Genomic DNA, 26,737 nt, shown 5'->3' with positions numbered 1-26,737 from the left:
TTTTCAAAGAGGACTTTTTCTAAAAAATATATAAGCAGTAGTTTATATAATCAATTCAGCCTCATTTGGTGACAGGCGTGAGGAGCGACGCCTATAATAATAGGCGAGCCGACGAACAACGAAGCACCAATTGAGGATCAATTGATTATACTAGAAGTTTAGGCGGACTTTAACAGTACCCTGGTGCGAAATAAACTTTTTTGCAATGTTTAAATCGTAACCGATTCCGTATTCCATTTTAGTATCTGGTCTTATTGTTCCACTTAAACCTAGATTGTAAGTTGTTCTGGCTGTTTTATCTGATGGAGTAATATATGGATTTACTTGTCCTTCTAACTGATACTGTGTTTTAGATAATCTACCACCTATTTTCTGAATCACAAAAGCGTGAGCTTCTGGATATACTATAAGATCGGCTAGATTTATGGTGTAACCCATTAATTTAGCACCGCCTATGAAATCAGTTCTATCGCTAAACTTACTATAAACTTGTCTGTTTGCAAATGTTGTACCGCTTTCTTTATAGCTTTCATCTGATGATTTTAAGTAACTAAGACCCGCCATTGGAGTGACTAATAAACCATCCATTAAACTAGCATCATAACCTACCATAAAATTACCACCAAATGTCATATTGCTATAATTAGCAGAAGCAATTTGGGTACTTCTATTTCCGTTCTTATCGAATACATAACGCTGGCTTCTATTCTTTACCTGGTTTACGCTTAATATTGCATTACCATGGACAAAGAAGTTAGCAACAAGTTGCTGTGCACCATATAGAGAGAATGATAAGCTATCAATAGTGGTTTTGTCACCTCTTTTATAATTTTGGTGTTTTACATCAGTTTTAGCAAGACCAATAGCAGCACCTATCATTAAATTATCATTAGCTAGAGTATCTAAACCGATTACAGTACCAACAGTTTTAGCTTTGTAACCTGCTACACCACCTTTCTCACTTTGATGCGTATCTACATATAAAGGTTTAAACCATACACCATAAGCTACATTGTCAATAGGTTCATCACCCGCAGCGACACCGCCTTCACTTGATGCCATTTTATCACTTTCAGGATTACAAAGATATCTAAGCTCATCTAATCTATAACCAATTAAACCCTGCTCTTCTTTCGCTACATTTATGTTTATATTATTAACAGATGTGCTTGTATCGGTAAGAGTAGCAGCAAACGACGTAGCTGCATCATTAGTATTCTGTGCTAAAAGGATATTGTTATATGCTTGTTCAGCATTACCAGTATTATTTGGATTTAAGAATGTTACAAGGTTATGACGTATAACTGGATTACCATTACCGCTAATATCATTATTAAGTATATTTTCTATATTATTGATATCAATGGTACGTGTTACTAATGCTTCAGTATTACCGCTTAAACCATAAATTACATAACGATTAGTTCCAACTACATTAGGATCAATACCATTATCAGCACTAATGTCACCTTGGATTAAAGTATAGGTTTTCGTACCGATAAAGTCTATACTCGCATTATCTTGTACCTTAATGGTTTTCAATCCTGCAATCTTAACTTCTGCTGCACCACTGATAACGATATTACCCATAACTTCATCTGATGTCAAAGTAGTAGAAATAGTCGTATCATTTCCCCATGTCGAAATACCATCAGTAAATCCTAAAACATTTGCACCAAGATTGATTTCACCGTTAATATTTACGCTACCATCTATAGCTACATCAGCACTACCTGAAACTTGTAATGCTGCTAAAGCGTTATCAGGATTAGGATTACCTTTTAACGTTACAAGAATACCCTTAGTATTAACAAATTGTAATGTACCTGTACCACCCGCAGCATTACCTTGGATAGAATCGGTAATATAATCATTGGCAATTTGCAAGGTAGAATTACCACCGATTGTAGTAGCACCATTAGAAATAACATCATCTGTGAATTTAACAGTAGTATTATTAGTTAATGTTATATTGTTAAATTTATTAGCAGCTGTACCAACAGTACCACTTACTATACTTGTTCTGCCACCATTAAAGTTAAATGAACCAGTGTTAACACCTGCAGTGGTAATTTCAGTAGCATATAAGTTAACGCCTTGACCAACGTTAAGAATAGTATCTGTATTAGTACCAGCTGGAGCAGCAAAATTAATTTCTGCAAGTGGGTTATCTGCACTACCCAAATTTGTACCAGCTACAAGATTTGTATTGTCAGCAACTACAGGTCTAAATATTATTGTACCTTGACCGCTAGCATTTGTGGTTTTGGTTATTAAATAGTTATTGTGAGCGAATAATGCTATTCCGTCATTTCCAAAAATTAAGTTACCAATAGCAGCATTACCAGCATTAAAATCAGTTGCAGATGAACCAATATTAAACTGTCCAAGTCTTACAGATGTTGAATAATTACCGATATCACCCTTAATAACTAAACCTTGCCCACTTGCTAAACCACTTGCATCTATAGAACCTTGCTGGTCGTTAGTTACAGCTATATTACTATTAATTTCTATATCACTTGCACTAGTTAGAGTTAATTGCTCATTAGCTCTAAAAGTTATAGCACTGCCATTAGCTAATAATTGAATATTATTACCGCCAAATGTTAAGTTATTACTATTTAAATCAATAGCTTTAAGATTTGTAATATTACCATTAAGAGTTATTCCTTTTGCATTAAGGGTAATAGCACCATTAACACCTCCATTACTAATAAAAGTAACATCTGAAGTAAAGCCATCTGTTTCAATTGAAACATTAGAATTTGTATTGGAAAAATTTATATTTAATAAACCAACATAACTACCAACTTCACCAGCAACAGCAAAATTTCCAGCAGCAACACCATTAGGTCCTAAAATAAGATTAGAGGCTTCATTCATCATCATGATAGTTAATTGCTTACTACCTACAACCCCTGCAACTCCAACAGTATTACCAGCAGTAGCAGTTCCTATTTGTAAAATAGGATTAATGCCATTATTATTGATAGTTACAGTATTATTAACATTACCTATTATCGTATTGCCTGTGCACTATATAAAAGGGAATCACCGTTCCCAACAGCAACAGCAGGAAGCCAATCTGTTCCAGTACCAAAACTTGCTGTTGGAACATTAACAGTTTTTTGAACACTAGCACCCATAGTGGAACTTGAGGCAGCCGCAATAAAAGCTGCTGTAGAAATTGTTTTTATCAACCTTTTTGAGATTAATCTTTTTAGAAAATTTGGTTTTTGATCCATGATTTTTTCCCATTTCTTAAGTTAAAATTTAGTATTTGGAATTAAACAAAAAAGCATATTTTCTAACGCAGAAAAAACTAAAGCTTGTTAAGGAATTCCTCTAAACTACCTGATTAACTATATTATAGGTAATAATCAATTACAAAGAAGCGTTATATTTTATTAATAAAGTTTTAACTAATGTAATATTTTTATCACGAAATTTAACTTAATAAATTATTAAACTTTATTGTTGTTAATAAAGCCTTCATGGGTAAAATTTATGATATTTTTTGTGGTTTTGGAGATGGGAAAAAGTTATTGCGAGAAAAATGATAATGATATATACCGCTAATGAATGCTATGCATTTTATTGGATTGCTTCGTTGGTTATTATATAACTTTCTTGCAATGACAAATCCTTTTTTAAAACTGCCTAGTACTATTGATTGCCATATGGTAGACGAAGTTTAATTTGGAAAAGAGCAAGGAGTTCACAAGACGAGGAGCGAAGCGTATACTTAATACGTGAGCACCACAGTACTTGTAGAACGACGTAGCCAATTTTTCAAATTAAACGAGTATACATTTATTCTTGGCTAAATATTAATAACTTAGCCCCACTTTCCCATTTTAGCATTTCATCATATCTAGTATGCCAAACACGCATAATTTCTTTTTCATATTCTATAATTTGCTCTTCTAGACCTTTAAAACTTTCTACCATTTGTCTAGCTCTGTATAATATCGTGTCATTAGCAATATCAAAAACTTTCTTCAAATGCTTATCTTGTTCTGCTTTATAATTTAAATGGGCTGCTCTACCAAGTTCGGCATCTCTATCCATTTTTTCGCTTCTTATTTGTATTTCAAAATTACGTTTAGAATATTGAAGTTGCATTATACTGTGAATAGATTGGTAACCATTACTTTTGGGTCTACAAATATAATCTTTGGTATGCAATAATGATAGATGCGGGGAATCCTTTATTATATCAAGAGTGTTATAGCATTGATCCTTAGACTTAACAATAATTCTGCATGCAATTAAATCTTTCAATTCATGAACCGCCACCTCTTTTCTTTTCATTTTTTTAAGAACAGAGTAAGGTTCTTTAAGACGCATAAATATCTTGTTCTCTATGTCGGCTTTATGCAAGTCCTCTTTAATTATATTAATTATATCGCAAACCAAGCACTTTTCTCCCACTTACTAAATAAATATACAAAAGAATTTCTTAACTTCAATTATTAGTAAATAGCTTATAATGCTTTCAAACTAAAGTTATAAGGCTATCATACCTAAATATTAAGAAAACTAATAAAATTAATTCTTTAACTAAAAATCAAAAAACATATTAATATTAAAAACAAGTTTTTTCAATATATTGTTTAATTAAATTTAACTTAAGTTAATAAAATAGTTTCCTTAAAGCAACTTATACGTGTTAGTTTAGTAGTAAATCAGCGAATTTATTTATAGATATTTTAGACACACTATCTAATACTTCAATCATATTTTCTAACTTACCAGTACATTCTAAAACTATATCTACTCCTGCTTCTAAAGCTTTTTTAGCAATATCTTTCATGTCGCCATTTAATGCTTTCATTTCTATTGCATCGGAAATAATAAGACCTTTATAGCCGATTTCATTTCTAATATATTTAATAACTTTTGGTGATAATGTAGCAGGATTATTAGCATCGATAGACTTGTAAACTATATGTGCCGTCATGGCAAGTTTAATTTTATTAAAAGTAGCTAACTCTTTAAATACTTTAAAATCTGTTTCATTTAACTCTTCTATGCTAGCGTTTACTTGTGGCAATTCTTTATGGCTGTCAGCTTTAGCTCTACCATGCCCCGGCATATGTTTTATACAACCTTGCACCTTTTCTTGCTGTAAACCTTCTAAAGCTGCTATACATAAAGGCACAACTATTTCAGGCTCTGTACCAAAACTTCTATTACCTATAACATCATGAGCTCCTTTATGGCTTATATCGCCTACCGGTGCAAAATCTAAATTAATACCAAGTGCTTTAAGTTCTTTACCTATATTACTGTAATTTTGTTTACATTTTTCTATTGCAATTTCTAACCCTTGATCTTTTGCTAAATCACCAAAATCTTTAGCAGGAGGTGCATTATAGAAAGTTGGTTTTGTAAGCCTTTGTACTCTACCACCCTCTTGATCTATAGCAATAATAGAATTTTCCCCCAATATTTCTTTTATATCAGTGATAAGCTGAGCAAGGGCTTCTTTATTTTGCTTTCCTTTTTCATCTGTTTTGATATTTCGTGCAAATAAAGCTATCCCTAGCGGACTATGCTCATGTAACAATGCTTTTTCTCTATCAGTTAATTTAGTATCTGATATGCCTATAATTACAGGTTTTACAGCTTTCTCTAAAGTCATAGTTGCTTAGAATATAAAATTTGTAATACTATACACACGATCTAAAATCATCGGCAAGGATTTTTTTTATTTGGAGGGATAAATTATTGAAATTAATAAGCAGTATATCTATTTTATCATTAATATTAACATTTGGAAAGGAACTAGAAATATTTTGATCAATGTTTAAGTGCTTTTGAAATAATTCAAAATCATTCGCAGTGTAATATTTACTATTTTTTATTTTGTAATTAGATAAGCCTAGAATTTTTGTTTCTAAATACCTTAACTGGTATAAAGCAATGTTTAAAAGCTTGGTTATTTCGCTAGCTGAATAATATTTTTTTTAGTCATTTTCATTAATCAAAGCTTTTAACTTAGCAGAGGGGACAAAACGTAATATATTTTTCGGCTCTATAGTGATTTGAGATTTTGTATGAAAATTTATTCCAGGACGAGAATTTTTATGCTTAACTTCAAAGCTACCGAAGTTTTTTAAAATTAATTTTTGCTCTTTTGCGATATCTAAAATATTAGTAAAAACTGCATTAACTACCTCTTCGCATAAGCTTTTTGAAAAGCCTAATTCAGCGTTTAACATAAAAGCAATTTTCTTTAGTAATAGTCATAGCATACGAATCAATTATATGAGTGTAATTAGCTGGTTTTTATGCCATTCCTGCGTAGAGATTATTTCTCGCTGTCACCCCGTGGCGGTAAGTCGTCATTGCGAGCGACTGCAAGGAGCGTGACAATCCAGAAAAATAATAAAAAATGCTATAAGTTAGCATTTTTTAACTGGATCCCGCTACAAGCTCGCAGGATGACAACTGGAAAATTGATCCATGCGGGCAATGCCCCCCGTGGCTTGGGAACGAGGTCCAGCTAAAAATACATTACTTATGATTTTGCTTTTTCTTCGTTGTGTTCGTTAATATTTTTATTTAACGCATCTAATTTATCAATAATAGCTTGACGCATTTGCTCTTGTTGTTTAGTACCAGCTTTTTTATATTCTTCGATTTTTTCATTAGCATCATCTAAAGCTTTTTGTAGCTCTTTACCTTTTTCATCTTTTATTTCTGCAATAGTTTGTGACATTTGATTATAAGTATCACTTAAAGTTTGATTAAACTTTTCGCTACCATTTTTTGCTAAATCTTTTAAATTTTCTTTTAGCTCTTCTAATTTTTGAGCAATTGTTTTTGTTTGTTCCTGAGCTACTTCTTGTGCTTGTATTTCACTTTTTGTAGCATCATCAGCAAAAGCATTAGGGGTTACTAATAATGTAGCAGCAGTTGCAAATGTTACTAAAATTTTTTTCATGATATTCTCCGATCATTAATGTTATTGTTTATATTATATCATTTAAATTTCTTACTATTTTTTTAAATAGTTAATAAAAATTAAACCTAGATATTTTGTATTTACATAATAAATAATCCGATAAAAAAAGCAATATGATAAAAAATAATTTTAAAAACGCATATTTTAATATAAGATGATTAACTAAGTTAAGTCCTCTGAACTTAATAATTAAACATGGAAATTTTATGACATTAGAAATAGGGAAAAAAGCTCATGATTTCTCTTTACATATAGGCAAAGAGAAAGTAATTAAATTATCTGATTTAAAAGGCAAATTTGTGGTGCTATATTTTTACCCAAAAGATGACACACCGGGGTGTACTTTAGAAGCACAAGATTTCAACAAGTTAAAACCAGAATTCGATAAGCTTAATGCAGTAATTATCGGGGTTTCAAAAGATAAACTCGACTCTCATGATAAGTTTAAAGAAAAATATTGTTTAGAATTTGATTTAGCTTCAGATGCAAATTCAAATTTATGCGAACAATATGGGGTATGGGTAGAGAAATCAATGTTTGGTAAAAAATATATGGGCATAGATAGAGCAACTTTCTTACTTGATAAGGAAAGCGTTGTTAGGCATATTTGGCGTTCTGTCAACGCTAAAGGACATGCTCAGGAAGTATTAGACAAACTGAAATCATTGCAATAAACTAGGATTAGTTAGCTAGACCCCGTGAATAAATCACGGGGTGACAATAATTACTCAATTTCACTTACTTATCTCTGCGGTTCGTCTAAATGATTTTTTTCATAATTTTCATGCCGCATTTGTGCTTCAATACATAATGTAGCTATTGGTCGTGCTTCTAACCTTTTTATACCTATAGGATCGCCTGTTTCTTCACAATAACCATATTCACCCTCTTCAATACGCTTTAATGCTTGCTCTATTTTTTCACATAACTTACGATATCTGTCTCTAGTACGAAGTTCGAAAGCAGTTTCTGTTTCAGTAGTAGCACGATCATTAGGGTCTGATTCATTCCAATTTTCTTCTTTTAGATAATTTAAAGTTTCTTGAGATTCACTTAGTAAAGAATTTTTCCACTTTAAAAGTTTTTGCCTAAAATATTCTAAGTGATTTTTACACATATATTCTTCGTCTTTAGACGGCTTATATTCTTCAGGCAATGTAGTAATTTTAAACATATTCATAAATCTCAATATTATCTATTTAGTACCTATACTTATAAGGTTTTAAATTAATATAATATATAACTTAAAATTAACACAAGAAGATTATTAATATTAAATAACATTTTATTTTTTGATTGGATGTGCGGTAACATATGCCGTTTCTAAATGCTTTATACTTGTTTTTGTATAGCTTTGTGTAGTTGATAAACTTTTATGTCCTAATAGCTCTTGAATAGAGCGTAAATCTGCTCCATTTTCTAGTAAATGCGAGGCAAAACTATGCCTAAATGAATGAGCACTTAAATATTCAGGTAAGCCATAAAAGCGTTTCAACTTAATTAACTCACGGTTAAATACAGGAGGTTGCAATTTTTTACCTTGCTTCCCTCTAAATATTGGTTCATCATCTTTCAATTCATATGGTAATTTTTCTAAATATTCTGTGATCAAATTTCTAGCAATAGCAAGCCAAGGAATTACCCTCTCTTTACTTCCTTTACCCATTATTTTTATAAATTCTAAATTTTGTAAATGAAGCTTTGTAATCGATAATGCTTCAGATATTCGTAAACCTGAAGCATATATAAGAACAAGTAATGCTTTATTTCTAATTTCTATCCACTGACTATTTCCATATTCTTCAATATGATCAAGTGATATATTTACCTCTTCTTCAGATAAGGCTTTTGGCAGTAATTTACTTTTTTTGGGAGATTTAATAGAAAAAACCACATGATTATGTAATTCAGCCGTCTTTTCTAAAAATTTATAAAAATTCTTTATGGCAGATAAACCACGGGCAATTGATGAAGTAACAAAATTATCACATTTTCTTTTAGCAAGCCAACTTCGCATTAATCTTATATCTGCTGCCTTAATATAATCCATTGTGACGATATCCGAATTATAATAATTCATGAACTCAAGGAAATGTTTAAGATCATTATTATAGGAAATCAGGGTATGATTAGAGTAATTTTTTTGCAAGCTGAGGTATTTTTGCCACTTAATTATTAATTCTTGTATTTGTGTATCTAACATTTATAAAGCTTAATTAATTTTAATATTAACTTACCATCTAACAATTATTGACTCGTAATTTTATAAATGTTAGCATGGACTAATGGGTTAAGGGTTCTTAACAAACCCACAAAACACACAGTCACTTATATTTTACAAAGTTTAATTTATTTTTAGGAGAAAAATAATGTTAAATAATACACAATTTTTAGATTTTATGAAATCTTATATGAATCCTGAACTTTATATGAGTTCTTTAAAAAATATGCCTAATATAGATTTTTCATCTACCACCGGAACAATGCAAAGAGCTTTAAATATTTTAGTAACAACAAATCAAATAGCTACTGAAAGCATGCAAAATTTGCTTAAGAAAAACTCCGAAATGATACAACATAATGTTAATACCATTTTGAATTCTACTAAAGAAGCAATGGGTACTAATGATTTTAAGCAAGCTAGCGATTGTCACCAAAAATGTTTCAAATCTATTTATGAAACATCTATGAATAACGCTAAAGAAATTGCAAATATTTCCTATGAATCTTCAGCAAAAATACTAGAAGCAGTAAATAAGAATATTTCTGAAAATGTTCATCAAGCTTCTTCTAATATGCAAAATATGGCACAACAAGCACAAAAAAACGTATTTAATAAGAAAACTGTTTAGGTCTTGGCAGTCTATCCCAAATCATGCGGGTCAACTCCAGCCTTGTCATCCCGTGGCTTGTCCACGGGATCCAGTCGTTATATAACAATCCTATCCATTTCTTGCTTTTCTACTGAGCCAGTTTTGTAGATAAGAATCTGCAAGCTCAGCATCTTCTATAACGATTACATTTTCTGCATTACGTTTATCAGCAGCGGCAGTAAAATTAAATGAACCGGTTATTACTTTCTTTTTATCGATAATTATAACTTTATTATGAGCAATACCCGGAACTTTATCTATACCTACCTCAATTTTTGCTCGTTGTAATTCGTGTAATTTAGAAAATTTTTGCTTTAAATTACTACGATCAAGTAAGATCTTAACTTGCACACCACGTGCTTGAGCATCAATTAAAGCCGCAGTAATTAACGAATCGCTCATACCATATGCATGCATGTAAATAGACTCTCTAGCCGTATCAATCTGATCTGCTATAAATTTAGTGCAACCTGATGGGGGAGTAAAACATGTACTAACTTTACTTCTAGAAAGCTGCGAAATATTGTAATGCTTTATTTTTGGAGGCGGTGTATGCGATATTTTGAACTGATTTATTAGATCAGTTCCATAATCTGAATATCCTAAAACACCTATTGCTATGCCTAAAATAAAGGCAATAAATATTTCCGTAAATTTTTTATTTTTTCTCTTCACAAACTTTTTTATTTTTTAACGTAACTTCCTGGTGCTTCTTCAATTGCTATTAAATTTTTATAATCTAAAGATTTTACTAGTTCAGTATTATTTTTGATAAGCCAATTAAGCCAGCAATCCCACCATGAACCTTTATGTTCCGTAGCTTTCAAAAGCCATTCTCTACTATTTAAACTTAAATCATCATTAAGTCTATAATTATATTTAGTAGTTTTTGGAGGATTAACCACTCCTGCTACATGCCCTGAATCAGTTAAGCAAAAAATCTTATCACCATTTATTAATTTCATTCCATCATATATTGAACGCCAAGGTGCGATATGATCCTCCTTAGCTGCCACAAAGAAAGAATTACAATCAACTTTACCAAGATCTATCTTAGTTCCTAATACATCTAAAGTATTAGGCTCTTTTAATAAATTATTATAATAAGTATTTTGTAAATATTCTTGATACATTTTTGCCGGTAAATTTGTAGAATCAGCATTCCAATATAACAAATCAAAAGGCATAGGATTTTTGCCAAGTAAATAATTATTTACAAAAAATGTCCAAATTAAATCGTTAGCTCTTAGTAAACTAAAGGTATTTGATAAATATTTTCCATCAAAATATCCTTTCAAATCCATATCCTCTTTAATATACTTCATCGTATTTTCATTAAAAAATACTCCAAGCTCACCAGGACTAGTATAATCAAGCAAGGTGGTAAAGAACGTAGCACTATTAGTGCAATCTAGTTTTTTTACTTTTAAATATGCAAGAATAATGGCAAGAAACGTTCCGCCCATGCAATATCCAACGAAGTCAATTTTTTTAAAGCCAAGCTTTCTAATATATTCAATAGGTGCTAAAATCCCATATTGTAAATAATCATCAAAGCCTTTTTCTGCTAAAGATGAATCCGGATTAACCCATGAAATAAGGAAAACTTAAAAATTATTTTCTACTAAAAAAGATATTAATGAATTATGCGAGGATAAATCGAGAATATAATATTTATTTATGCAAGGGGGAATAATTAGTATCGGTATCTTATGCACTTTTGCTTTCGGCTCATAGCATATCAGTTGCATCAAATCATTTTGAAATATAACTTTTCCTTTTGTTGTTGCAATATTCTCACCAAGCTTAAAAGCTGATTTATCGGTAGTTCTAATATTTAATATATCACCTGAATTTTTTATATCTCTTAGAAAATTTTCAAGCCCTTGTACTAAATTCTGCCCCCCACTTTCCAAAGTTTCACGTAAAACTTTTGGATTACAAAAAGCAAAATTTGATGGCGAAAAAGCATCAATAAAATGCCTAGTTAAAAAATCTAAATGCTGCTTAAGGTCATCTGATAATTCATATTGATCGATATTTTTCTTAAGCCATTCAGCAGATAGTAGATAATATTGTTTAACAAAATCAAAATAAGCATTCTCTTCCCACAAAGAATCTTTAAATCTTTTATCACGATTATCCGGAGAAAATATAGCTTTTGCCGGGCTACCAACAAATTTCACAAAGGCATTCGTAGTAAGCTCTCTTAACTTTTCAATATACTGGGCATTAATACTACAAAATTTTTCAGGATTTGCCCAAAATTGTTCTACCATTAAGGTAGCGATAATTCTGTTCTTATCACTATTAATTAAATTTTGTGGTATTATACTACCCTTGCCCTGCATTAAATGCACGATCAGTTCTTGATATTTATCAGCTATTTCTTTGAAATTATTGATAATCGTTTCGTGTGGTATGTTGTACATAGTTCAGTTCCGGTGATGTTACTACGTCATTGCGAGGAGAAACTGTAAGTTTCGACGAAGCAATCTCAGGAATCTTATAACTCTATTTCATAAGATTGCCACGCTCCTTGCAGTCGCTCGCAATGACATATTATATCTCTAGACTATCCCACATATCATTTATCTTGTCGATAACTTCCTGATCCATTTCGATTTTTTTACCCCATTTTCTGTTTGTCTCAGGGTATATTTTATCTGTTGCATCTATTCCCATTTTGCTGCCAAGTCCTGACTCTGGTGATGCAAAATCTAAATAATCTATTGGAGAGTTTTCTATGAACGTTGTATCACGCTTTGGGTCAACTCTTGTTGAGATTGCCCAAATTACTTCCTGCAAGTTACGAATATCAATATCATCATCGACAACGATAATAAATTTGCTATACATGAATTGCCGTAAATAAGACCAAACACCAAGCATTATTCTTTTAGCATGACCAGGATAAGACTTTTTAATCGACACTACTGCAACCCTATATGAACAACCTTCAGGTGGCAGCCAAAAATCAACAATTTCCGGATATTGTTGCTGAATAAGAGGGATAAAAATCTCATTTAATGCTTCACCAAGTATTGATGGCTCATCTGGAGGTTTGCCTGTATAAGTACTCAAATATACAGGATTTTTTTTCATCGTTATTGCTGTTACAGTAAATACTGGAAACTCTTCAACATCATTGTAATATCCAGTATGGTCACCAAAAGGACCTTCGGGTAAATACTCATCTAGACTAACATACCCCTCAAGCACTATTTCACTATGTGCTGGAACTTTTAAATCAATGGTTTTACACTTTACCAGCTCTACTTTTTCATTACCAAGCAACCCAGCAAAATTATATTCCGAAATATTTTCTGGTATAGGCATTACTGCTGCCATAGTTACTGCCGGATTTGCCCCAATAACGATAGCAGCTGGAAAAGGCTCTCTTTTTGCTCCTTTCCAACGTTTGTGATGCTCTGCACCACCTCGCAGCTTAAGCCATCGCATCAATAATTTATTTTCCGAAATAACCTGCATTCTATATATGCCGAGATTATAATTATCAACCTTTTCATCGGTTGGTCCTTTAGTTACAACTATAGACCAAGTAATTAAAGGTGAAACATCAAGAGACCAACATTTTTGGATTGGTAATATATTAAGGTCAGGCTTGTCGATAATAATCTCATGGCAAGCGGCTTTTGAAACAGTTTTAGGCGACATAGCAAAGATACGCTTTGCTAGCGGTAACATCGATAATGTTTCTTTAAAAGATGATGGAGGTTGTGGTTGTTTAAGAAATGCAAGTAAAACTCCTAGCTCTCTTAATTCCTGAATATTCTGAAGCTTAAGCCCCATGCAAATACGATTGATACTAGCATAAAGGTTGGTTAAAACAGGTATTGTAGATTTACTGCCGTCAGATTTTATAACATTCTCAAAAAGTAAAGCAGGACCACCTTGCTCCAATGCTCTTCTGCTGATTTCAGTAATTTCTAGATCAGTTTTAACTTCAACAGAAATACGCTTTAATTCACCGTTTTTTTCTAACAATTTCAAAAACTCGGGTAAATCTCTAAAGCTCATATGTTGTTTTGTTATTGGATACTAATTGTCATACTGCGGCTTGACCGCAGTATCTTAGGATGCAGTCTGTGACATAAGACCCCGCAGTCAAGCTGCGGGGTGACACAACTCATTTACATAGTCTTCACTTTCATATCATTTTGCTTGATCGTATAGTTAATCAATTCATCAATTATAGAATTTTTAATAGTGTTTACTATATTTTTTTCTGAGTTGGTTCTAATATTTTTAGCTACCTGCTCATCTATATTTGTAGATTTAATATGGGCAAAATATAAGTCATCACCTACTTGAAATACAGGAGTATTAGCACCTATTTGAGTGTTAAAAATGGATAATAATATTTCAGGAGTTAGCATCTGATCATTTTCCATTTCTGATCTTATATAAGTCTTGTTACGTATTTTAGCATTTGATGTTTTATCTTCTGTATCAAAATTATCTTCTTTTGCTAAATCTTTCATAATTTTTATATTCAGATCGGCAAGATATTGCTTGATCCAAGTGCTATTTATCTGTTCCTTAATACTATCAAATTCAGGTATTTTTGCTGGATTTATAGATTTTAATTCAACAAGTACTAAATAGCTTTTATCTTCTGCCTCAATCGGATAAGATAACTCCCCCTCACTAAGCTCAAAAATACTATCGGCATTTTCGGCGATTATTTTGTCTTCGATCAAATCGGCATAGCTTATATTATTGATATTGTTAATAGGTAGTTCATATTTTTCCGCAATTTCAACTAAGCTAGAGCCAGCTGCAACATCATCTTCTAAATTTTTAGCAAGTTCCATATTTAGGATATCAATTTTTTGAGATTCTACTTGTTCACGTAACTGTTTTTGTACATCCTCAAAACTTTGTTCTCCAAATTCCTCTTTATTCTCATTATAAAATTCTAATAATTCTTCTTTAGTAACTTGGATTTTCTTTTGTAAGTTTTCAGTAGTAACTTTTATATATGAAAAGCTACGCTTCTCGGGTATTTCAAATGAAGATTTATTATTTTGATAAAAATCTTTTAATTCCTGATCAGAGGGAACTGGAATTTGTAAATCTTTTGGCTTGTTTTGTAGATTCATTTGTACTAATTCTACTTCTCTTTTTTCAGCCATATAATTTACTATGTTATCAGTCATAGCTTTCGGAACATAAAAGCTATCTAAAAAAGTACCGGCAAAAATATTTTTTAAAGCTTTTTCTTTAAAATTTACTAAATATTTTTCTTCATCTGTATAAGAATTTCTAAAATAAGTTTTAAAAAGTTTTATATCGAAAATTCCTTGATCATTTTTAAAAACCGGTGATTCTTTTACTAAATTTTTTACAGTATCATCGCTTATATCAAAATCATAATAGCTAACTAGATAATCTAAGATATTCTCAAAAACAAGCCTTTTTAAGATTCTATTATCTATATTTAATTGTGCTATTTCTTCTTCCGTTAGGCTTACTCCAACTTGTTTAGATATAGCGTTAATTTCTAAAGATTTTGCCCGCAGAAAATCTTCTTGCGATATGTTTTTCGCATGAGAAAAAGTTACGATATCGCCACCGCCTCTTCCATGTAATACATCTTTAATGCCAAAGCCAACAAAGGCAAAAACGATCATTGCGAATAAAACCCGCATTATAAAACTATCGGCAGTTTTTCTAATATTATTTAACATAATTTTTTATTTAAGATTCTTAATGTCATCTTGTACATTATAAAGCAAAAAAACCTACATAGTCAAACTATATAGGTTTTTTATTACGTATGTGTCATTCCGTATGGATCAGTTTTCCCGTCATTGTGAGGAAATTACGAAGTAACTTGTACGTACGCAATCTTAGGATGCTTGACAAGATTGCCACGTCGATACTTTGTATCTCCTCGCAATGACGGGGAAACTAATGCACACGAACAAGCCACCACGGGATGACAAAGGAAAAACTGATATATGCTGGCAATACTTTTTCACAATAACCACTCTTGAGTCGCACAATAGTATTTTTAGTAAGGAATAATCGAGAAATAAGGATGGTGACCCCTACGGGACTCGAACCCGTGTTCCCACCGTGAAAGGGTGGTGTCCTAACCGCTAGACGAAGGGGCCTTTAAGAAATGTTATTATTAATCTGTCATTCCCGCAAGGCATTGCCTGCGTGTATTAGCCCTATCTTTGTCATCCCATGAGCTTGTAGCGGAATCCAGTTAAAAATACTAATTTTAGTATTTTTCATTATTTTTTCTGGATGCCGTGGTCAAGCCACGGCATGACACCGAGGGTGTTTTCTGATCCACTTAAGCAAGCCTTACGGGCTAACAGATAATATAACAATGCACTTTAATTACAATAACTTCAAAGGTTTTATACAATATCTTTTTAAGTATTGCAAGCAAAATTATAGATTTACTTTAAGTTTAATACTACCTTGATGGCTATGATAACGTTTATTCAAATAATAGTTATAATCCAACGAAATAATCGTGTTCTTAACACTTCCTATAATTCCGCCACCTAAATTATAGGCTGTTTTTGCTTGTTTCGGTATTATATGGTTTTGCGTAAATTTATTACCTTGTATTTGAATAGTTCTATTTACTCTCTGAGTTTTTTCATTGAAATTATGCTCTATGGAACTATGTAGCGTAAGCCCTAAATTATTATTTTTTAAAGGTATTTTCGTTTTAGCACCGATAATTCCTGATAATATATTATTTTCTTTCGTTGCAAGAGCTATTTCTTGAATACTAATACCTGTTTCATTATATACACCATCTCGTGATTTTCCGTATCTTAAACCGATATTTGGCGTAATGACTATATTATTTGTAGCCAGATAATTATAATTGAGTAAAGCTTCTGCGTTATAGCTATGGTTACGATGTTTTACATTACTCTTAAATTTAGTATTATTAAATAAATAAGTAGTTTTATTTTTAATAAAGTTCTTAGAAGCAGAAACTAAACCTTGCAATACAAAATTTTTCGGTAATTCTTTTTGCCCATAGATAGAAACTATATGACTTTTAATAATTTCTTTATCATTATTATTGTTATTTTTAAACTTAAATACTGAATGAACGTTACTATAAGCGATACCTATAATATTATTATCGATCTCAACGTCAAAACCAACAGTACCACCTTTATTAATACCTCTATAGCCATTAATATTATTAACTCTACCTTGGTTATTAACACCGTACATAGTACGCATCCATAGACCTCTTTTAACTGGTGACTCTTCATCACCAGCTGCTATAGCAACGTTATTATCTTCATTAATTTTAACTACTGCAATAGAATCAAGTCTAGTAAAAATAGAATCTTTCGTCACTTTCTGAACAGTTTGAATTTGTTGATTAGTAGTAGGAGCAATTGCCGCAACACTCTTTTTTACTTCTTCTACTGCTTGCGGAAGAGGGATAGTTGTAATTGCATCAATCTTTTTAAGCGGTTTACTATATTCTAAATCTTCTTCTATACCTGAATCATAATCATCATCACTATCTATTAATTTTAAAAAGCTATCTTCATCCTTTTCGCCACTCTTTAACCTTAAGAAACTACGTTTATCATCACCATCTTTTAATTTTAAAGAATCATTTTTATTTTCTCTACCATCACTTAATGCTAAAAGACCATGCTTATCATCACTACCATCACTTAGCCCTAAGAACCTATCTTCTTCCTCTTTACCATCACTTACCCCTAACAAGCTATGTTCACTTTTTCCGCCATCACTTAGCCTTAATGAGCTAGGTTTATCCTCTCTACCATCACTTAGCCCTAAGAATCTATCTTCTTCCTCTTTACCATCACTTACTCCTAACAAGCTATATTCACTTTTTCCGCCATCACTTGATCCTGATGAGCTAGGTTTATCCTCTCTACCATCACTTAGCCCTAAGAATCTATCTTCTTCCTCTTTACCATCACTTACTCCTAACAATCTATGTTCACTCTTTCCACCATCAATTAATCCTGATGAACTAGGTTTATCCTCTCTACCATTACTTACTCCCAAGGAGCTATGTTCATTAGTTGATAATAATAGTTGATCAGAAGCATCTTCAGTTTTTGTGCCAATATTTGCGTTAGGTTGATCGTTTAAGCCTTTCGCTGCAGTTAGTGTTTCAAGTTCTGAATTTATATCTGCAGCTACCCTGTCAAACCCATCCATAATTTCTTTAAATTCTGTTTTTAATTTGGGGTCTATATTTTCTCTATCTGTCTTAGATTCATTGTTTAAGCTTTCAGCTTCAACTAATTTTTCAAATTCTACGCTTAAGTCTTCTTTACTACCAACTAGATCACTAATGCTATGAACTGAAGCATATTTCTTTAACGGTGTTGCACTATATCCTTGAGCCTTTATTTCTACATCACTATCTGATGAATTACTAGAGCTAGGAGTTGAACCTAAATCCTCTATATGTTGTCGTAACTGTGATTCTTGGGCTAAGTCCTGAAGTAATTGTGACTTTTCATGGTCTAATCTTTTGCGGCGTAATTCATGATATTTTGTTTCAATATCTAGCTCATCATGTTTTCGTAGTGAGGCAAATTTCTCTTCAAGTGCTAAATATTCTAAATTAGATGATGCTGGACTTTGTATATCATTACTTTTTCTACTATCTTCTTTGTAATTTTCAAATGCTTCTTCAACTAATTTTATATCATTATCATATTGTTTTAATAATGCCTCAGCTGCTTTTATTTGCCTGTTTTCATCACCATTTAAATCTTTTCTTTCTTTATTTTCTTTGCTCCCATACTGCTTTAGCTTCGTCTTTTTTCTTATTTAAATCTTTAAGTAATCTATCAAACAATACTGGACGCTTATTACTATTAGCACTATTAATTCTATGTAATGAGTACTCAATATTTTGATGTCCTAAAAGAGCTAAATTATTTTTTGGAACAATATGCGTATCCTCTTTATTAGCTGTAATAAATCCTACATTCGTCTTTATCTTATCTTGGTATCCATTTATTCTGCTTTCAATTTGTTTTGCTTCAGCAAGTTTTTCCTCAATTCGCCTATTATAGCTTGTTTCATTTTGTGGCTTGTTAACTAGCTTTAATCTTAATATATTTAATTCTTGAATTATATTTTCTAAGTTTTTTTGCTCTTTTTTTATACTTGCTAAACTTGTATCAATTAATTTTTGCTGAGAAAAACTAGGTGTTTTTTGTAGGTTTTTTATTAGTCCTCCTACTTCCATATATGTTTCAACCAATGGCAACATACGTACATTTAAATCTGCTTGAGTAAACGTAGGATGTTGTTTTGACTGATCTTCTTTTTGAGGCTGCACATCTACAACTGGATCTGGAAATACTTCTATATAGTCCTGTACTGAGGGCGGGTTTGGTTTTAAATATCCTCCTGAATCATACTTGCTATTATCTACAATCTTTTGCACTCTAGGTGTTACAGGAATGCTTACATTATTAGTGTTATTTTTATTTCGAGCAGGTGGTTGCGGTGGAAAAGTAATTTGTCCTATTTCAGTTTTTATTTCTCCAGAAATCCTTTCTACTTTCTCATAATATTTCTTTATATCATTATGATTTGGCTTTTCCTTAGCCAGTTCTCCTATTATTTTTAGTTTTAAGTTTTCTTGTTTTTTTCTATTTCTAATAATTTCTTTTCTGCTACAGTTTTATCTTTGTGCGATCCTATTCGTCCTATCCCTTCTCTTGTAGTCTCTAAAGATTCTGGATTTTGATTTAATATTTTTTTTATTTTTTCTAATTGGTTTAAATCATCTTGAACCTGTTGTCCACTCTCTTGGTTATTTAATAATACTCTTTTCTTTTCTATCTCCGTTCCTAATGCAACCATTAATAGATTTTTTTGTATCCGTGCCTCTTCTATATTATTTTTTTTCTTTGCTGCTGCATATGCTTCAGCTGCCTGTCTTCTTCGTACTTCTTTTGCTTTTCTTTGTGCTTCCCTATCAACTTTAACTTTTTCTATTCTTTCGTTATTATCTTGCTCTATCTGTGCTTGATATTCTGCACTTTTTCTTTTTACTTCATCCGCAGTTGCTTTATTTTTATCAGCTACACCCTGCCTAGCAGCCTTAGTTCTTTGTAATTGTTCTTGAGATTTTGTAAGCTTTGGCTCTTCCGCTGATGTATTATCATCTTTTTTACCTTTACCAAAAAGACGAGAAAATACTCCAAGTTTTTTAGGCGTGCTAGCCTGTGCAGGATTAAAATCACTTTGTGAGTTTGGTTCTTGTTGTACAGTCGATGTATCAAAACCAGATGATATCATTGGTTCTGGTTCTAATTTTAATTTATTAAATGACGTTTCTATATCTGAATATGCTTTTTCTACTTTTTTCTCAGACTTTTTTAATTCTTTAACAAGCTTTTTTATCTTATTTTCTTCTCTTGAACTGCTATCTGCTTTTTTTAGCTCTATTATTTGCTCTTCTATATTAGCTGCATCTAATATGGCTTTTTGTTTTTTGGATAAACTGCTTTTTGCTTGTTTTAATGACTTTTTATTATTTCCCTGTGACTGTTCAATAGCACTATCTATTTTGTCCATCTTCGTTTGAACATCTTTCCTCAAAGCCATATACTTATATTCCATTTGATCAAACGAAGTACTTAGAGTTGAAAGAAGCGTGTTATTAGCTGTTACAAATGTTTCATTCGTTGAATCATTAGAAGAATTATTTTGTGTTTGTTGGTTAGAAACTTTTGTGTCTAAATCAAGAACAGATTTTGTTTCTGGAGTATAATTATTTGATATAGCAGGCTTTTCTACATTTGGATTTTTAAAGAAATTTTCAAAATCTTTATCAGCTTCTTTATTTTGAATTTCTGGATTAGCTACATGTTTTTTATTTCCTTTTGTCCTAGAAGGTCTTCTTTTTAATTGGGATGCTAAATTCTTTTTATGTTCGTAACTCAATTTATATGGGTCTTCTGCTTCTGTCTGAGTATCATTTTCTACTGCATCAACGGTTTGATTAGCACTAAGTTGTGACAACACACTGGTAAATTTTTTTTTATGTTCATCAGTAGGCTGTGCATATTCTAAGCTTGTTGCCATAGCGTCAGTAGTCGCAATTATTGCTGCTGCTGATATAGAAGCAAGTAAAGAATATTTTAAAAGTCTTAGTTTTTTTGCGGAATTATTTGTGGTCATTTTACTCATACTCTGAATACCTAAATTTAGTTATGCTTACCAAAGTTGCGTATAATAGTAATGTGGTTAATTTATTTTAATAATTTGATCTTGCTATTGAAAAAGGATCTCTGGGCGAGTATAATGTGTTTTTAGCTTATAATTGAAAATGCTAAATTATTTAAAAGCAACTTTTGAAGCCGAATATAACCATCTTAATTTATGGTATTTCGTTAGTTTCATCTGCGGAATTATAGTTTATTTTTCTTTAAATTTTGATTTTTCTTTTTCAACTATTGGGATTATTTTACTTGCTCTTTTAATATTATCTACTAGCAAAAGATATGGCATCATCATCAAGTTTATTTATGGTATTATTATTGCTTTTACGATTGGTTTATTAGTCGCAAAATACCGTACGGCAAGTGTGCATGGTCAAACCATTCATAAGCCTATAATTACGGTAGTTAGCGGCAAAATAGAATCTATCAAACCAACCATTATCGGAGGACAAGTAGTATTAAACGAAATAAAAATCGAGAAAATTAATCGTGATTTACAAAAGGTAAAAATTAGTATACCGAAAAAATATTTACAAAAAGTTAGAGTTAATGATTACATTGCTCTACTTGCTAAGCTTTATAAACCTCAAAATAGTATATTACCAGGCGGTTATGATTTCGGGTTTTATGCATATCTTGCTGATATAGGAGCAAATGGCTATGCGATGTCAGAACCTAAAATTATAGCACGCAATGAAACGACTATTGATAGCTTTATTTATAAAATACGTATTTTCATTTATAATAATTTAATAAACAAGCTTGGTAGTGATAAAGGAAATTTTGCAGCTGCGATATTACTTGGTGAGACGAAAGGCTTAAACAGACAAATCATGCAAGATATGCGGCAAAGCGGTATATCGCACGTATTATGCGTTTCAGGGCTACATTTGTCGCTAGTGGTAATGATTATTTTCACTACTACAAGGTTTTTGCTAAATCTATCGAATTATTTGGCGTATAATTATAATATAAAATTAGTTTCTGCTTACTGTGCATTAATCGGCAGCTTTGGATATTTAGAGCTAAGCGGGATGCAAATCGCAGCAACAAGAGCTTTTATTACAGCAGCAATTTTTATTTATGGTATTATTATCGGGCGTTCTGGTTTTCCTATTCGCTCTCTTGCTATTGCGGCGTTTATAATATTATCACTAAATCCCGAATATATTTTTCATCCAAGTTTTCAGCTATCTTTTATTGCAGTATTATCACTTGTGGCAGGTTATGAGTTTTATCTTAAAAATTCGTGGTTACTTGGAGAGAAAAAAGCATTTTTGGAGCAATAAAATTTTATGCTATATCAAATATTTATTCTAGTTTTTTAGCAAGCATCATTACTGCCCCCGTAGTAATAAATCAGTTTTTTATATTTTCCACTTATTCAGTACCAACAAATCTTATTGCTGTACCTGTAATGTCCTTTTTTCTGATGCCTCTTGCTTTACTATCTCTGCCTTTTACTATGATTGGGTTTGATAGTTACATTTTAAAAATTATAGGGTTTTTTATCGAAATAATAATTAGATCAGCCCACTATTTTAATAATTTACCTGGCTCAGTTTGGTATTTTGGCTATATTACAAATTTTAGTATTTTACTTTTTTTATTTGGATTTTTCTGGATTTGTATATGGAAAACTACGTGGCGATTATTTGGTCTTGCGATTATGGCAGTATCTTTTATATTTATGCTTTATTCGCCAAAGCCTGAATTAATATTTGATGCAAGTAACATGGCAATTGGGGTTAAAAATAAGCAAGGTAAGCTTGAAATTTATGCCGATAAGATGGCAACATTTAATAGGATTTATTGGGCTAATTGGTTTGGACAAAAAGATAGTATATTATTGCCTCTAAAAGATAATCTTTTCATAACTTATGGGCAAAGAATCATCTTTAATAAAAATAACTATTGCAAAGAAGCCGAAATTCATATCAATCTTAATCATAAAGCAAAATGCACGGGAAATCTGATGACTATTAATAGAGATTTTTTAAGCAAAAGTCCGGTTATACTTATATTTTGCAATTCTAAAAAATGTACTATAAAATCTAGTCATGCAAACTATCAATAAAATACTAAATATTCCTTCAAAAGGATATGAAAAAATCTTGAGTCTTCTTAATAAAAAAGGAGAAGCAAGATTAATTGGCGGCTCAGTTCGTGATGCTTTGCTTGGTAAAGAGAGCTATGATATTGATATAGCGACGAACTTACTACCAAATGAAGTAACAAGCATTTTATCCCAAGCTAAGATAAAAACTATCCCAACTGGCTTAAAATTTGGTACAATTACAGCTATTTTAGAAAAGGAACAGTTTCAAATTACAACTCTTCGGAAAGATATTGAATGTAACGGCAGACACGCTAAAGTAGTATTCACAAATGATTTTGCTGAAGATGCAGAAAGAAGAGACTTCACTATTAATGCTTTAAGCTATTGCCCTTTTAAAGGTAAAATATATGATTATTTCAATGGATTTGAAGATTTAAAGCAGCGAAAAGTAGTATTTATAAGAGCTGCTCACCAAAGAATTAAAGAAGATTATTTACGTATTTTACGATTTTTTCGTTTTTCTAGCTATTATGCCAATAGGCTTAATCCAGAAGGATTTAAAGCATGCGATGAACTAAAAAGCGGCTTAATGAGTTTATCACGAGAACGCATAAAAAGTGAATTTGATAGAATTATAGTTTCTAGTAATAGCCCTGAAGTTTTAAAAGCCATGTTTGAAATAGGGATTTTGGCATTGATATTTTCTATCCAAAATTATGAAATAAAAATTGCAGAGCAAGCCAAAAGCTTTAATCTAGAATTAAGTACTAGATATGCATTATTATTATATTATCAAAAAGATTTAAATTTAAAAAATTTTCTAGATTGGAAATTCTCAAAACATGAAACTATCCAAATATTATCAATATTAGATTTTATTCACAAAAATATAATCACTGAATTTGATATAAAAAAAATCTGGCTAGAACATAAAAATTATAAAGAATATCTATTAACAGCAAATATATTAGGGAAGATAGATTATTCACAAATAACAAAATTTATAAATATATATGATTCATTAGAACGACCTAAATTTCCAATAAACGGCAATGATTTACTGAATATGAATATAGAACAAAAAGAAATAGGCAAAAAACTAAATTACTTAAAAAAGATTTGGATAGATCAAGATTTTAAGCTTAGTAAGTTGGAACTAGTGTCATTCCTGCGAAAGCAGGAATCTAGTAATATATAAGTATATGTCATTCCGTGATTTATTCACGGAATCCAGTTAAAAATACTAATAAAATTAGTATTTTTTATTATTTTCTGGATTCCGTGGACAAGCCACGGAATGACAGGGGGAAATGATATACGCAACAAAGCTTTCATACGTAGGCGGGAATCCAGTCATTAATTAGGAATCAAAACTATGAAGTATAAAAATTTATTTTTTCTGGATTCCCGCCTATGCGGGAATGACATCGAAGTCATGCAACAACGTTGGATAAGCCACGGGATGACAATAGCCATACTCTACCTACTATTTTTCAGCTTTACTAGCTACGCTAAACCTAAAATAGTAACGAGCATTACTCCAATTGCAAGCATAGCTGCAATGCTGGTTAAAGATAAAGCGGAGATAGAGAGTTTAGCCATAAGTAACGGCTGCCCGCATCATTATAATTTAAAACCAAGTGATCTAGCAAAAGTCAAAAATGCCAATATCGCTATTTATATAGATGAAGAATTTGATGGGTTTGCTGAGAAGTTAATTAATAATCATGCTAACACCATTATAAAAATCAGCGATATTAAAGATTTAAAAATCATAAAAGATAATTGGCATATTTGGCTTGATCTTGATAACGTAAAAGTTTTACTACAGGAGTTTACTAAAATATTTAGTGAAAAATTTCCTGAATTACAACAAGATATTAATAATAATCTTGAGCTAGCAATGAAAGAATTACAAGATTTGCAAGAAGCTAAAAATAACGAATTTGCTAATATAAAGGATGTGATTTTATTAAGCGACAGTAGCGAGTATTTTTTTATTGATACAAATATCCGTACGACAAAATTATATAGCGACAGCCAAAAAAGCTTAAGATATTTCAGTAAATTAGACTCTTTAATTAAAGAGTCTAATAATAAATGTCTTGTTTTAAGTACTGAGCAAAATCCAAACTTATATAACAAATTAAATGTTAAAACAGTAATACTAAATAGTGAAAACTGGGATATCAAAAATATTGATTCCGGAAGCTACCGGAATCAATATTTACAGATGATTAACCAAGTTAAATGGTGTTTGTAAATATTAAATGCGTAATATCTAAAAACAGAAAAACTAAATTTCTTGAATTTTTAATTAATTAGTGCTAAATTGAAACTGTTGAATTCAATTAGGCAATATTTAAAATGTATCAACGTTTTATACAAGGAGTTTTAGAAAAATTTTCTAAATTTTACCCAGTTTTAGGTATTACTGGACCAAGACAATCAGGGAAAACTACTCTTGCAAAAATATTATTTCCTCATTTACCTTATGTATCGTTAGAAAACCTAGACACTAGAATTCAAGCACAACAAGATTTACGCTCATTTTTGGCTAATTATCAAAATGGAGCTATTTTTGATGAAGTTCAACATGTTCCAGAACTTTTATCATATCTGCAAGGTGTAGTAGATGAATCATCCCAAAAAGGACGATATGTAATTACAGGCTCTCAAAATTTTAGTTTAAGTCACCATATATCGCAATCTCTTTCTGGTCGTATAGGTATGGTTACTCTTTTACCTCTTAGCTTATCAGAACTAAAAGAAGCAGAAAATCCTTTAGCTAGTATATTTAAAGGTGGATATCCATTATTGCATAATTTAAATATGCATCCTTTAGATTTTTACCCAAGCTATATTCAAACCTATATTGAACGTGATGTACGTCAATTAAAAAATATTGAAAATTTTAATCGATTTCAAACTTTTTTAAAATTATGTGCTGGAAGAATTGGACAGATTGTAAATTTTTCATCACTTGCTTTAGATTGTGGTATTTCTCATACAACAGCCCGTCAATGGCTTGGCATACTGGAAGCAAGCTATATTATTTTTTTTCTTCAACCATTTTATAAAAATTTTAATAAACGTCTTATTAAAATGCCGAAATTGTATTTTTACGATACAGGTATTGCCTGCACATTACTAGGACTTGAAAAAGAACAACAATTAGAAACACATTATCTTAAAGGAGCACTTTATGAAAATTTAGTAATATTAGAGCTGTTGAAAGGACGTTTGAATTTAGGATTACCGGCAAATTTTTATTTTTGGAAAGATAAGAGCGGTCATGAAATAGATTTTGTTGCAGAGTGGGGTGGAACAATAAAAGCTGTTGAAATTAAATTTAATTCAACTTTCCAACCTGATTATGTAAAAAATCTAAACTATTTTTATAAACTCGATCCAAATATTGAAAGTTACTTGGTTTATAATGGAATACAAGAAGGTAAATTTTTAAATACCTCTCTAATTCCTCTAAAACAGATTGATAAAATATTAAAATAATCCTAATAAATATTAGTACCAAATTCCTAAGATTGCCGCATCAATACTATGCATCTAACAAACTATA

At 31.2% G+C, this 26,737-nt stretch carries 20 protein-coding genes, 1 tRNA gene and 4 pseudogenes; 7 read left to right on the top strand and 18 right to left on the bottom strand.

Annotated features, from left to right (window positions below):
- Positions 1-150: 150 nt before the first annotated feature.
- The 7 genes and pseudogenes from RBE_RS00965 to RBE_RS00940 all read right to left on the bottom strand — a co-directional run bounded on the left by RBE_RS00965 (position 151) and on the right by RBE_RS00940 (position 6,955).
- Positions 151-2,886 carry an autotransporter outer membrane beta-barrel domain-containing protein gene (locus RBE_RS00965; RefSeq protein ID WP_410524331.1) on the bottom strand — a complete coding sequence of 912 codons (2,736 nt, stop codon included), beginning with the start codon at positions 2,884-2,886 and terminating at the stop codon, positions 151-153.
- A 134-nt stretch (positions 2,887-3,020) separates the two neighbouring features.
- Positions 3,021-3,248: a hypothetical protein gene (locus tag RBE_RS00960; RefSeq protein ID WP_041804605.1), complete on the bottom strand. Its 228-nt coding sequence runs from the start codon at positions 3,246-3,248 to the stop codon at positions 3,021-3,023.
- Between the two features lie 568 nt (positions 3,249-3,816).
- The gene (locus RBE_RS00955) at positions 3,817-4,422 is read right to left on the bottom strand and encodes a guanosine polyphosphate pyrophosphohydrolase (protein WP_041804603.1); all 606 of its coding nucleotides are present in this window, start codon (positions 4,420-4,422) and stop codon (positions 3,817-3,819) included.
- Positions 4,423-4,675: 253 nt separating this feature from the next.
- On the bottom strand, positions 4,676-5,650 hold the full coding sequence (gene nagZ, locus RBE_RS00950; protein ID WP_011476877.1) for a beta-N-acetylhexosaminidase: 975 nt from the start codon (positions 5,648-5,650) through the stop codon (positions 4,676-4,678).
- Between the two features lie 28 nt (positions 5,651-5,678).
- Entirely contained in the window at positions 5,679-5,951 is a 273-nt protein-coding gene (locus tag RBE_RS09025) for a hypothetical protein (protein ID WP_081423345.1), read from the bottom strand.
- Positions 5,952-5,975: 24 nt separating this feature from the next.
- Positions 5,976-6,258, bottom strand: a pseudogene (locus RBE_RS00945) (HU family DNA-binding protein).
- Between the two features lie 271 nt (positions 6,259-6,529).
- Positions 6,530-6,955: a hypothetical protein gene (locus tag RBE_RS00940; protein WP_011476875.1), complete on the bottom strand. Its 426-nt coding sequence runs from the start codon at positions 6,953-6,955 to the stop codon at positions 6,530-6,532.
- Positions 6,956-7,182: 227 nt separating this feature from the next.
- Between RBE_RS00940 and bcp the strand changes: the two genes are divergently transcribed.
- Positions 7,183-7,650 (top strand): thioredoxin-dependent thiol peroxidase, encoded by a 468-nt coding sequence (bcp, locus tag RBE_RS00935; protein WP_011476874.1) that lies wholly within the window; start codon positions 7,183-7,185, stop codon positions 7,648-7,650.
- Positions 7,651-7,718: 68 nt separating this feature from the next.
- Here the strand turns inward: bcp and dksA are convergent, their stop codons facing one another.
- Both dksA and RBE_RS00925 read right to left on the bottom strand, forming a co-directional pair.
- Positions 7,719-8,150: an RNA polymerase-binding protein DksA gene (gene dksA, locus RBE_RS00930; protein WP_011476873.1), complete on the bottom strand. Its 432-nt coding sequence runs from the start codon at positions 8,148-8,150 to the stop codon at positions 7,719-7,721.
- A 111-nt stretch (positions 8,151-8,261) separates the two neighbouring features.
- Entirely contained in the window at positions 8,262-9,179 is a 918-nt protein-coding gene (locus RBE_RS00925; protein ID WP_011476872.1) for a tyrosine recombinase XerC, read from the bottom strand.
- A 166-nt stretch (positions 9,180-9,345) separates the two neighbouring features.
- Between RBE_RS00925 and RBE_RS00920 the strand changes: the two genes are divergently transcribed.
- Positions 9,346-9,828: a phasin family protein gene (locus tag RBE_RS00920; protein ID WP_011476871.1), complete on the top strand. Its 483-nt coding sequence runs from the start codon at positions 9,346-9,348 to the stop codon at positions 9,826-9,828.
- A gap of 90 nt (positions 9,829-9,918) precedes the next feature.
- On the opposite strand, the gene RBE_RS00915 is transcribed toward RBE_RS00920, so the two are convergent.
- The 9 genes and pseudogenes from RBE_RS00915 to RBE_RS00875 all read right to left on the bottom strand — a co-directional run bounded on the left by RBE_RS00915 (position 9,919) and on the right by RBE_RS00875 (position 21,057).
- Positions 9,919-10,524 (bottom strand): phospholipase D family protein, encoded by a 606-nt coding sequence (locus RBE_RS00915; RefSeq protein ID WP_011476870.1) that lies wholly within the window; start codon positions 10,522-10,524, stop codon positions 9,919-9,921.
- An 8-nt stretch (positions 10,525-10,532) separates the two neighbouring features.
- A complete protein-coding gene (locus RBE_RS00910) occupies positions 10,533-11,447 on the bottom strand; it encodes a PHA/PHB synthase family protein (RefSeq protein WP_331270692.1) in 915 nt (304 codons plus the stop codon).
- Positions 11,448-11,456: 9 nt separating this feature from the next.
- On the bottom strand, positions 11,457-12,281 hold the full coding sequence (locus RBE_RS00905; protein WP_011476868.1) for a poly(3-hydroxyalkanoate) synthetase: 825 nt from the start codon (positions 12,279-12,281) through the stop codon (positions 11,457-11,459).
- Between the two features lie 130 nt (positions 12,282-12,411).
- Entirely contained in the window at positions 12,412-13,890 is a 1,479-nt protein-coding gene (locus tag RBE_RS00900) for a UbiD family decarboxylase (protein ID WP_011476867.1), read from the bottom strand.
- Between the two features lie 113 nt (positions 13,891-14,003).
- Positions 14,004-15,563 carry a SurA N-terminal domain-containing protein gene (locus RBE_RS00895; RefSeq protein ID WP_011476866.1) on the bottom strand — a complete coding sequence of 520 codons (1,560 nt, stop codon included), beginning with the start codon at positions 15,561-15,563 and terminating at the stop codon, positions 14,004-14,006.
- Positions 15,564-15,917: 354 nt separating this feature from the next.
- Positions 15,918-15,992: transfer RNA gene (locus RBE_RS00890), tRNA-Glu, on the bottom strand.
- Positions 15,993-16,281: 289 nt separating this feature from the next.
- Positions 16,282-17,592, bottom strand: a pseudogene (locus RBE_RS00885) (autotransporter outer membrane beta-barrel domain-containing protein); the annotation flags it as partial.
- Positions 17,593-18,640: 1,048 nt separating this feature from the next.
- Positions 18,641-19,312 (bottom strand): hypothetical protein, encoded by a 672-nt coding sequence (locus RBE_RS00880; protein WP_011476864.1) that lies wholly within the window; start codon positions 19,310-19,312, stop codon positions 18,641-18,643.
- Between the two features lie 188 nt (positions 19,313-19,500).
- The gene (locus RBE_RS00875) at positions 19,501-21,057 is read right to left on the bottom strand and encodes a hypothetical protein (protein ID WP_041804601.1); all 1,557 of its coding nucleotides are present in this window, start codon (positions 21,055-21,057) and stop codon (positions 19,501-19,503) included.
- A gap of 148 nt (positions 21,058-21,205) precedes the next feature.
- Here RBE_RS00875 and RBE_RS09560 point away from each other — a divergent pair.
- The 5 genes and pseudogenes from RBE_RS09560 to RBE_RS00855 form a co-directional block, all read left to right on the top strand.
- A pseudogene (locus RBE_RS09560) lies at positions 21,206-21,712 on the top strand (hypothetical protein); the annotation flags it as partial.
- A 228-nt stretch (positions 21,713-21,940) separates the two neighbouring features.
- Positions 21,941-23,175: pseudogene (locus tag RBE_RS09430) on the top strand (ComEC/Rec2 family competence protein).
- Positions 23,159-24,355, top strand: a complete 1,197-nt coding sequence (locus RBE_RS00865) for a CCA tRNA nucleotidyltransferase (protein WP_011476860.1) — start codon at positions 23,159-23,161, stop codon at positions 24,353-24,355. Before RBE_RS09430 ends, RBE_RS00865 begins: the two are co-directional and overlap by 17 nt.
- Positions 24,356-24,592: 237 nt before the next feature.
- Complete coding sequence (locus RBE_RS00860; protein WP_041804599.1) at positions 24,593-25,420, top strand: metal ABC transporter solute-binding protein, Zn/Mn family; 828 nt, start codon at positions 24,593-24,595, stop codon at positions 25,418-25,420.
- A 104-nt stretch (positions 25,421-25,524) separates the two neighbouring features.
- Positions 25,525-26,670 carry an ATP-binding protein gene (locus RBE_RS00855; protein WP_011476858.1) on the top strand — a complete coding sequence of 382 codons (1,146 nt, stop codon included), beginning with the start codon at positions 25,525-25,527 and terminating at the stop codon, positions 26,668-26,670.
- The last annotated feature ends 67 nt before the right edge of the window (positions 26,671-26,737 follow it).

Origin of the sequence: Rickettsia bellii RML369-C, from assembly GCF_000012385.1 — a bacterium.
Lineage (GTDB): Bacteria > Pseudomonadota > Alphaproteobacteria > Rickettsiales > Rickettsiaceae > Rickettsia > Rickettsia bellii.
Note: the sequence above shows the minus strand (reverse complement) of the source record. Positions and strands in the feature narration are given on the sequence as shown.

Coding starts and splice junctions, on each gene's coding strand:
- RBE_RS00965 (WP_410524331.1), bottom strand. CDS start 2,886: ATGAATGAAGCCTCTAATCTTATTTTAGGACCTAATGGTGTTGCTGCT.
- RBE_RS00960 (WP_041804605.1), bottom strand. CDS start 3,248: ATGGATCAAAAACCAAATTTTCTAAAAAGATTAATCTCAAAAAGGTTG.
- nagZ (WP_011476877.1), bottom strand. CDS start 5,650: ATGACTTTAGAGAAAGCTGTAAAACCTGTAATTATAGGCATATCAGAT.
- RBE_RS00940 (WP_011476875.1), bottom strand. CDS start 6,955: ATGAAAAAAATTTTAGTAACATTTGCAACTGCTGCTACATTATTAGTA.
- bcp (WP_011476874.1), top strand. CDS start 7,183: ATGACATTAGAAATAGGGAAAAAAGCTCATGATTTCTCTTTACATATA.
- dksA (WP_011476873.1), bottom strand. CDS start 8,150: ATGTTTAAAATTACTACATTGCCTGAAGAATATAAGCCGTCTAAAGAC.
- RBE_RS00925 (WP_011476872.1), bottom strand. CDS start 9,179: ATGTTAGATACACAAATACAAGAATTAATAATTAAGTGGCAAAAATAC.
- RBE_RS00920 (WP_011476871.1), top strand. CDS start 9,346: ATGTTAAATAATACACAATTTTTAGATTTTATGAAATCTTATATGAAT.
- RBE_RS00905 (WP_011476868.1), bottom strand. CDS start 12,281: ATGTACAACATACCACACGAAACGATTATCAATAATTTCAAAGAAATA.
- RBE_RS00900 (WP_011476867.1), bottom strand. CDS start 13,890: ATGAGCTTTAGAGATTTACCCGAGTTTTTGAAATTGTTAGAAAAAAAC.
- RBE_RS00895 (WP_011476866.1), bottom strand. CDS start 15,563: ATGTTAAATAATATTAGAAAAACTGCCGATAGTTTTATAATGCGGGTT.
- RBE_RS00875 (WP_041804601.1), bottom strand. CDS start 21,057: ATGACCACAAATAATTCCGCAAAAAAACTAAGACTTTTAAAATATTCT.
- RBE_RS00865 (WP_011476860.1), top strand. CDS start 23,159: ATGCAAACTATCAATAAAATACTAAATATTCCTTCAAAAGGATATGAA.
- RBE_RS00860 (WP_041804599.1), top strand. CDS start 24,593: ATGCAACAACGTTGGATAAGCCACGGGATGACAATAGCCATACTCTAC.
- RBE_RS00855 (WP_011476858.1), top strand. CDS start 25,525: ATGTATCAACGTTTTATACAAGGAGTTTTAGAAAAATTTTCTAAATTT.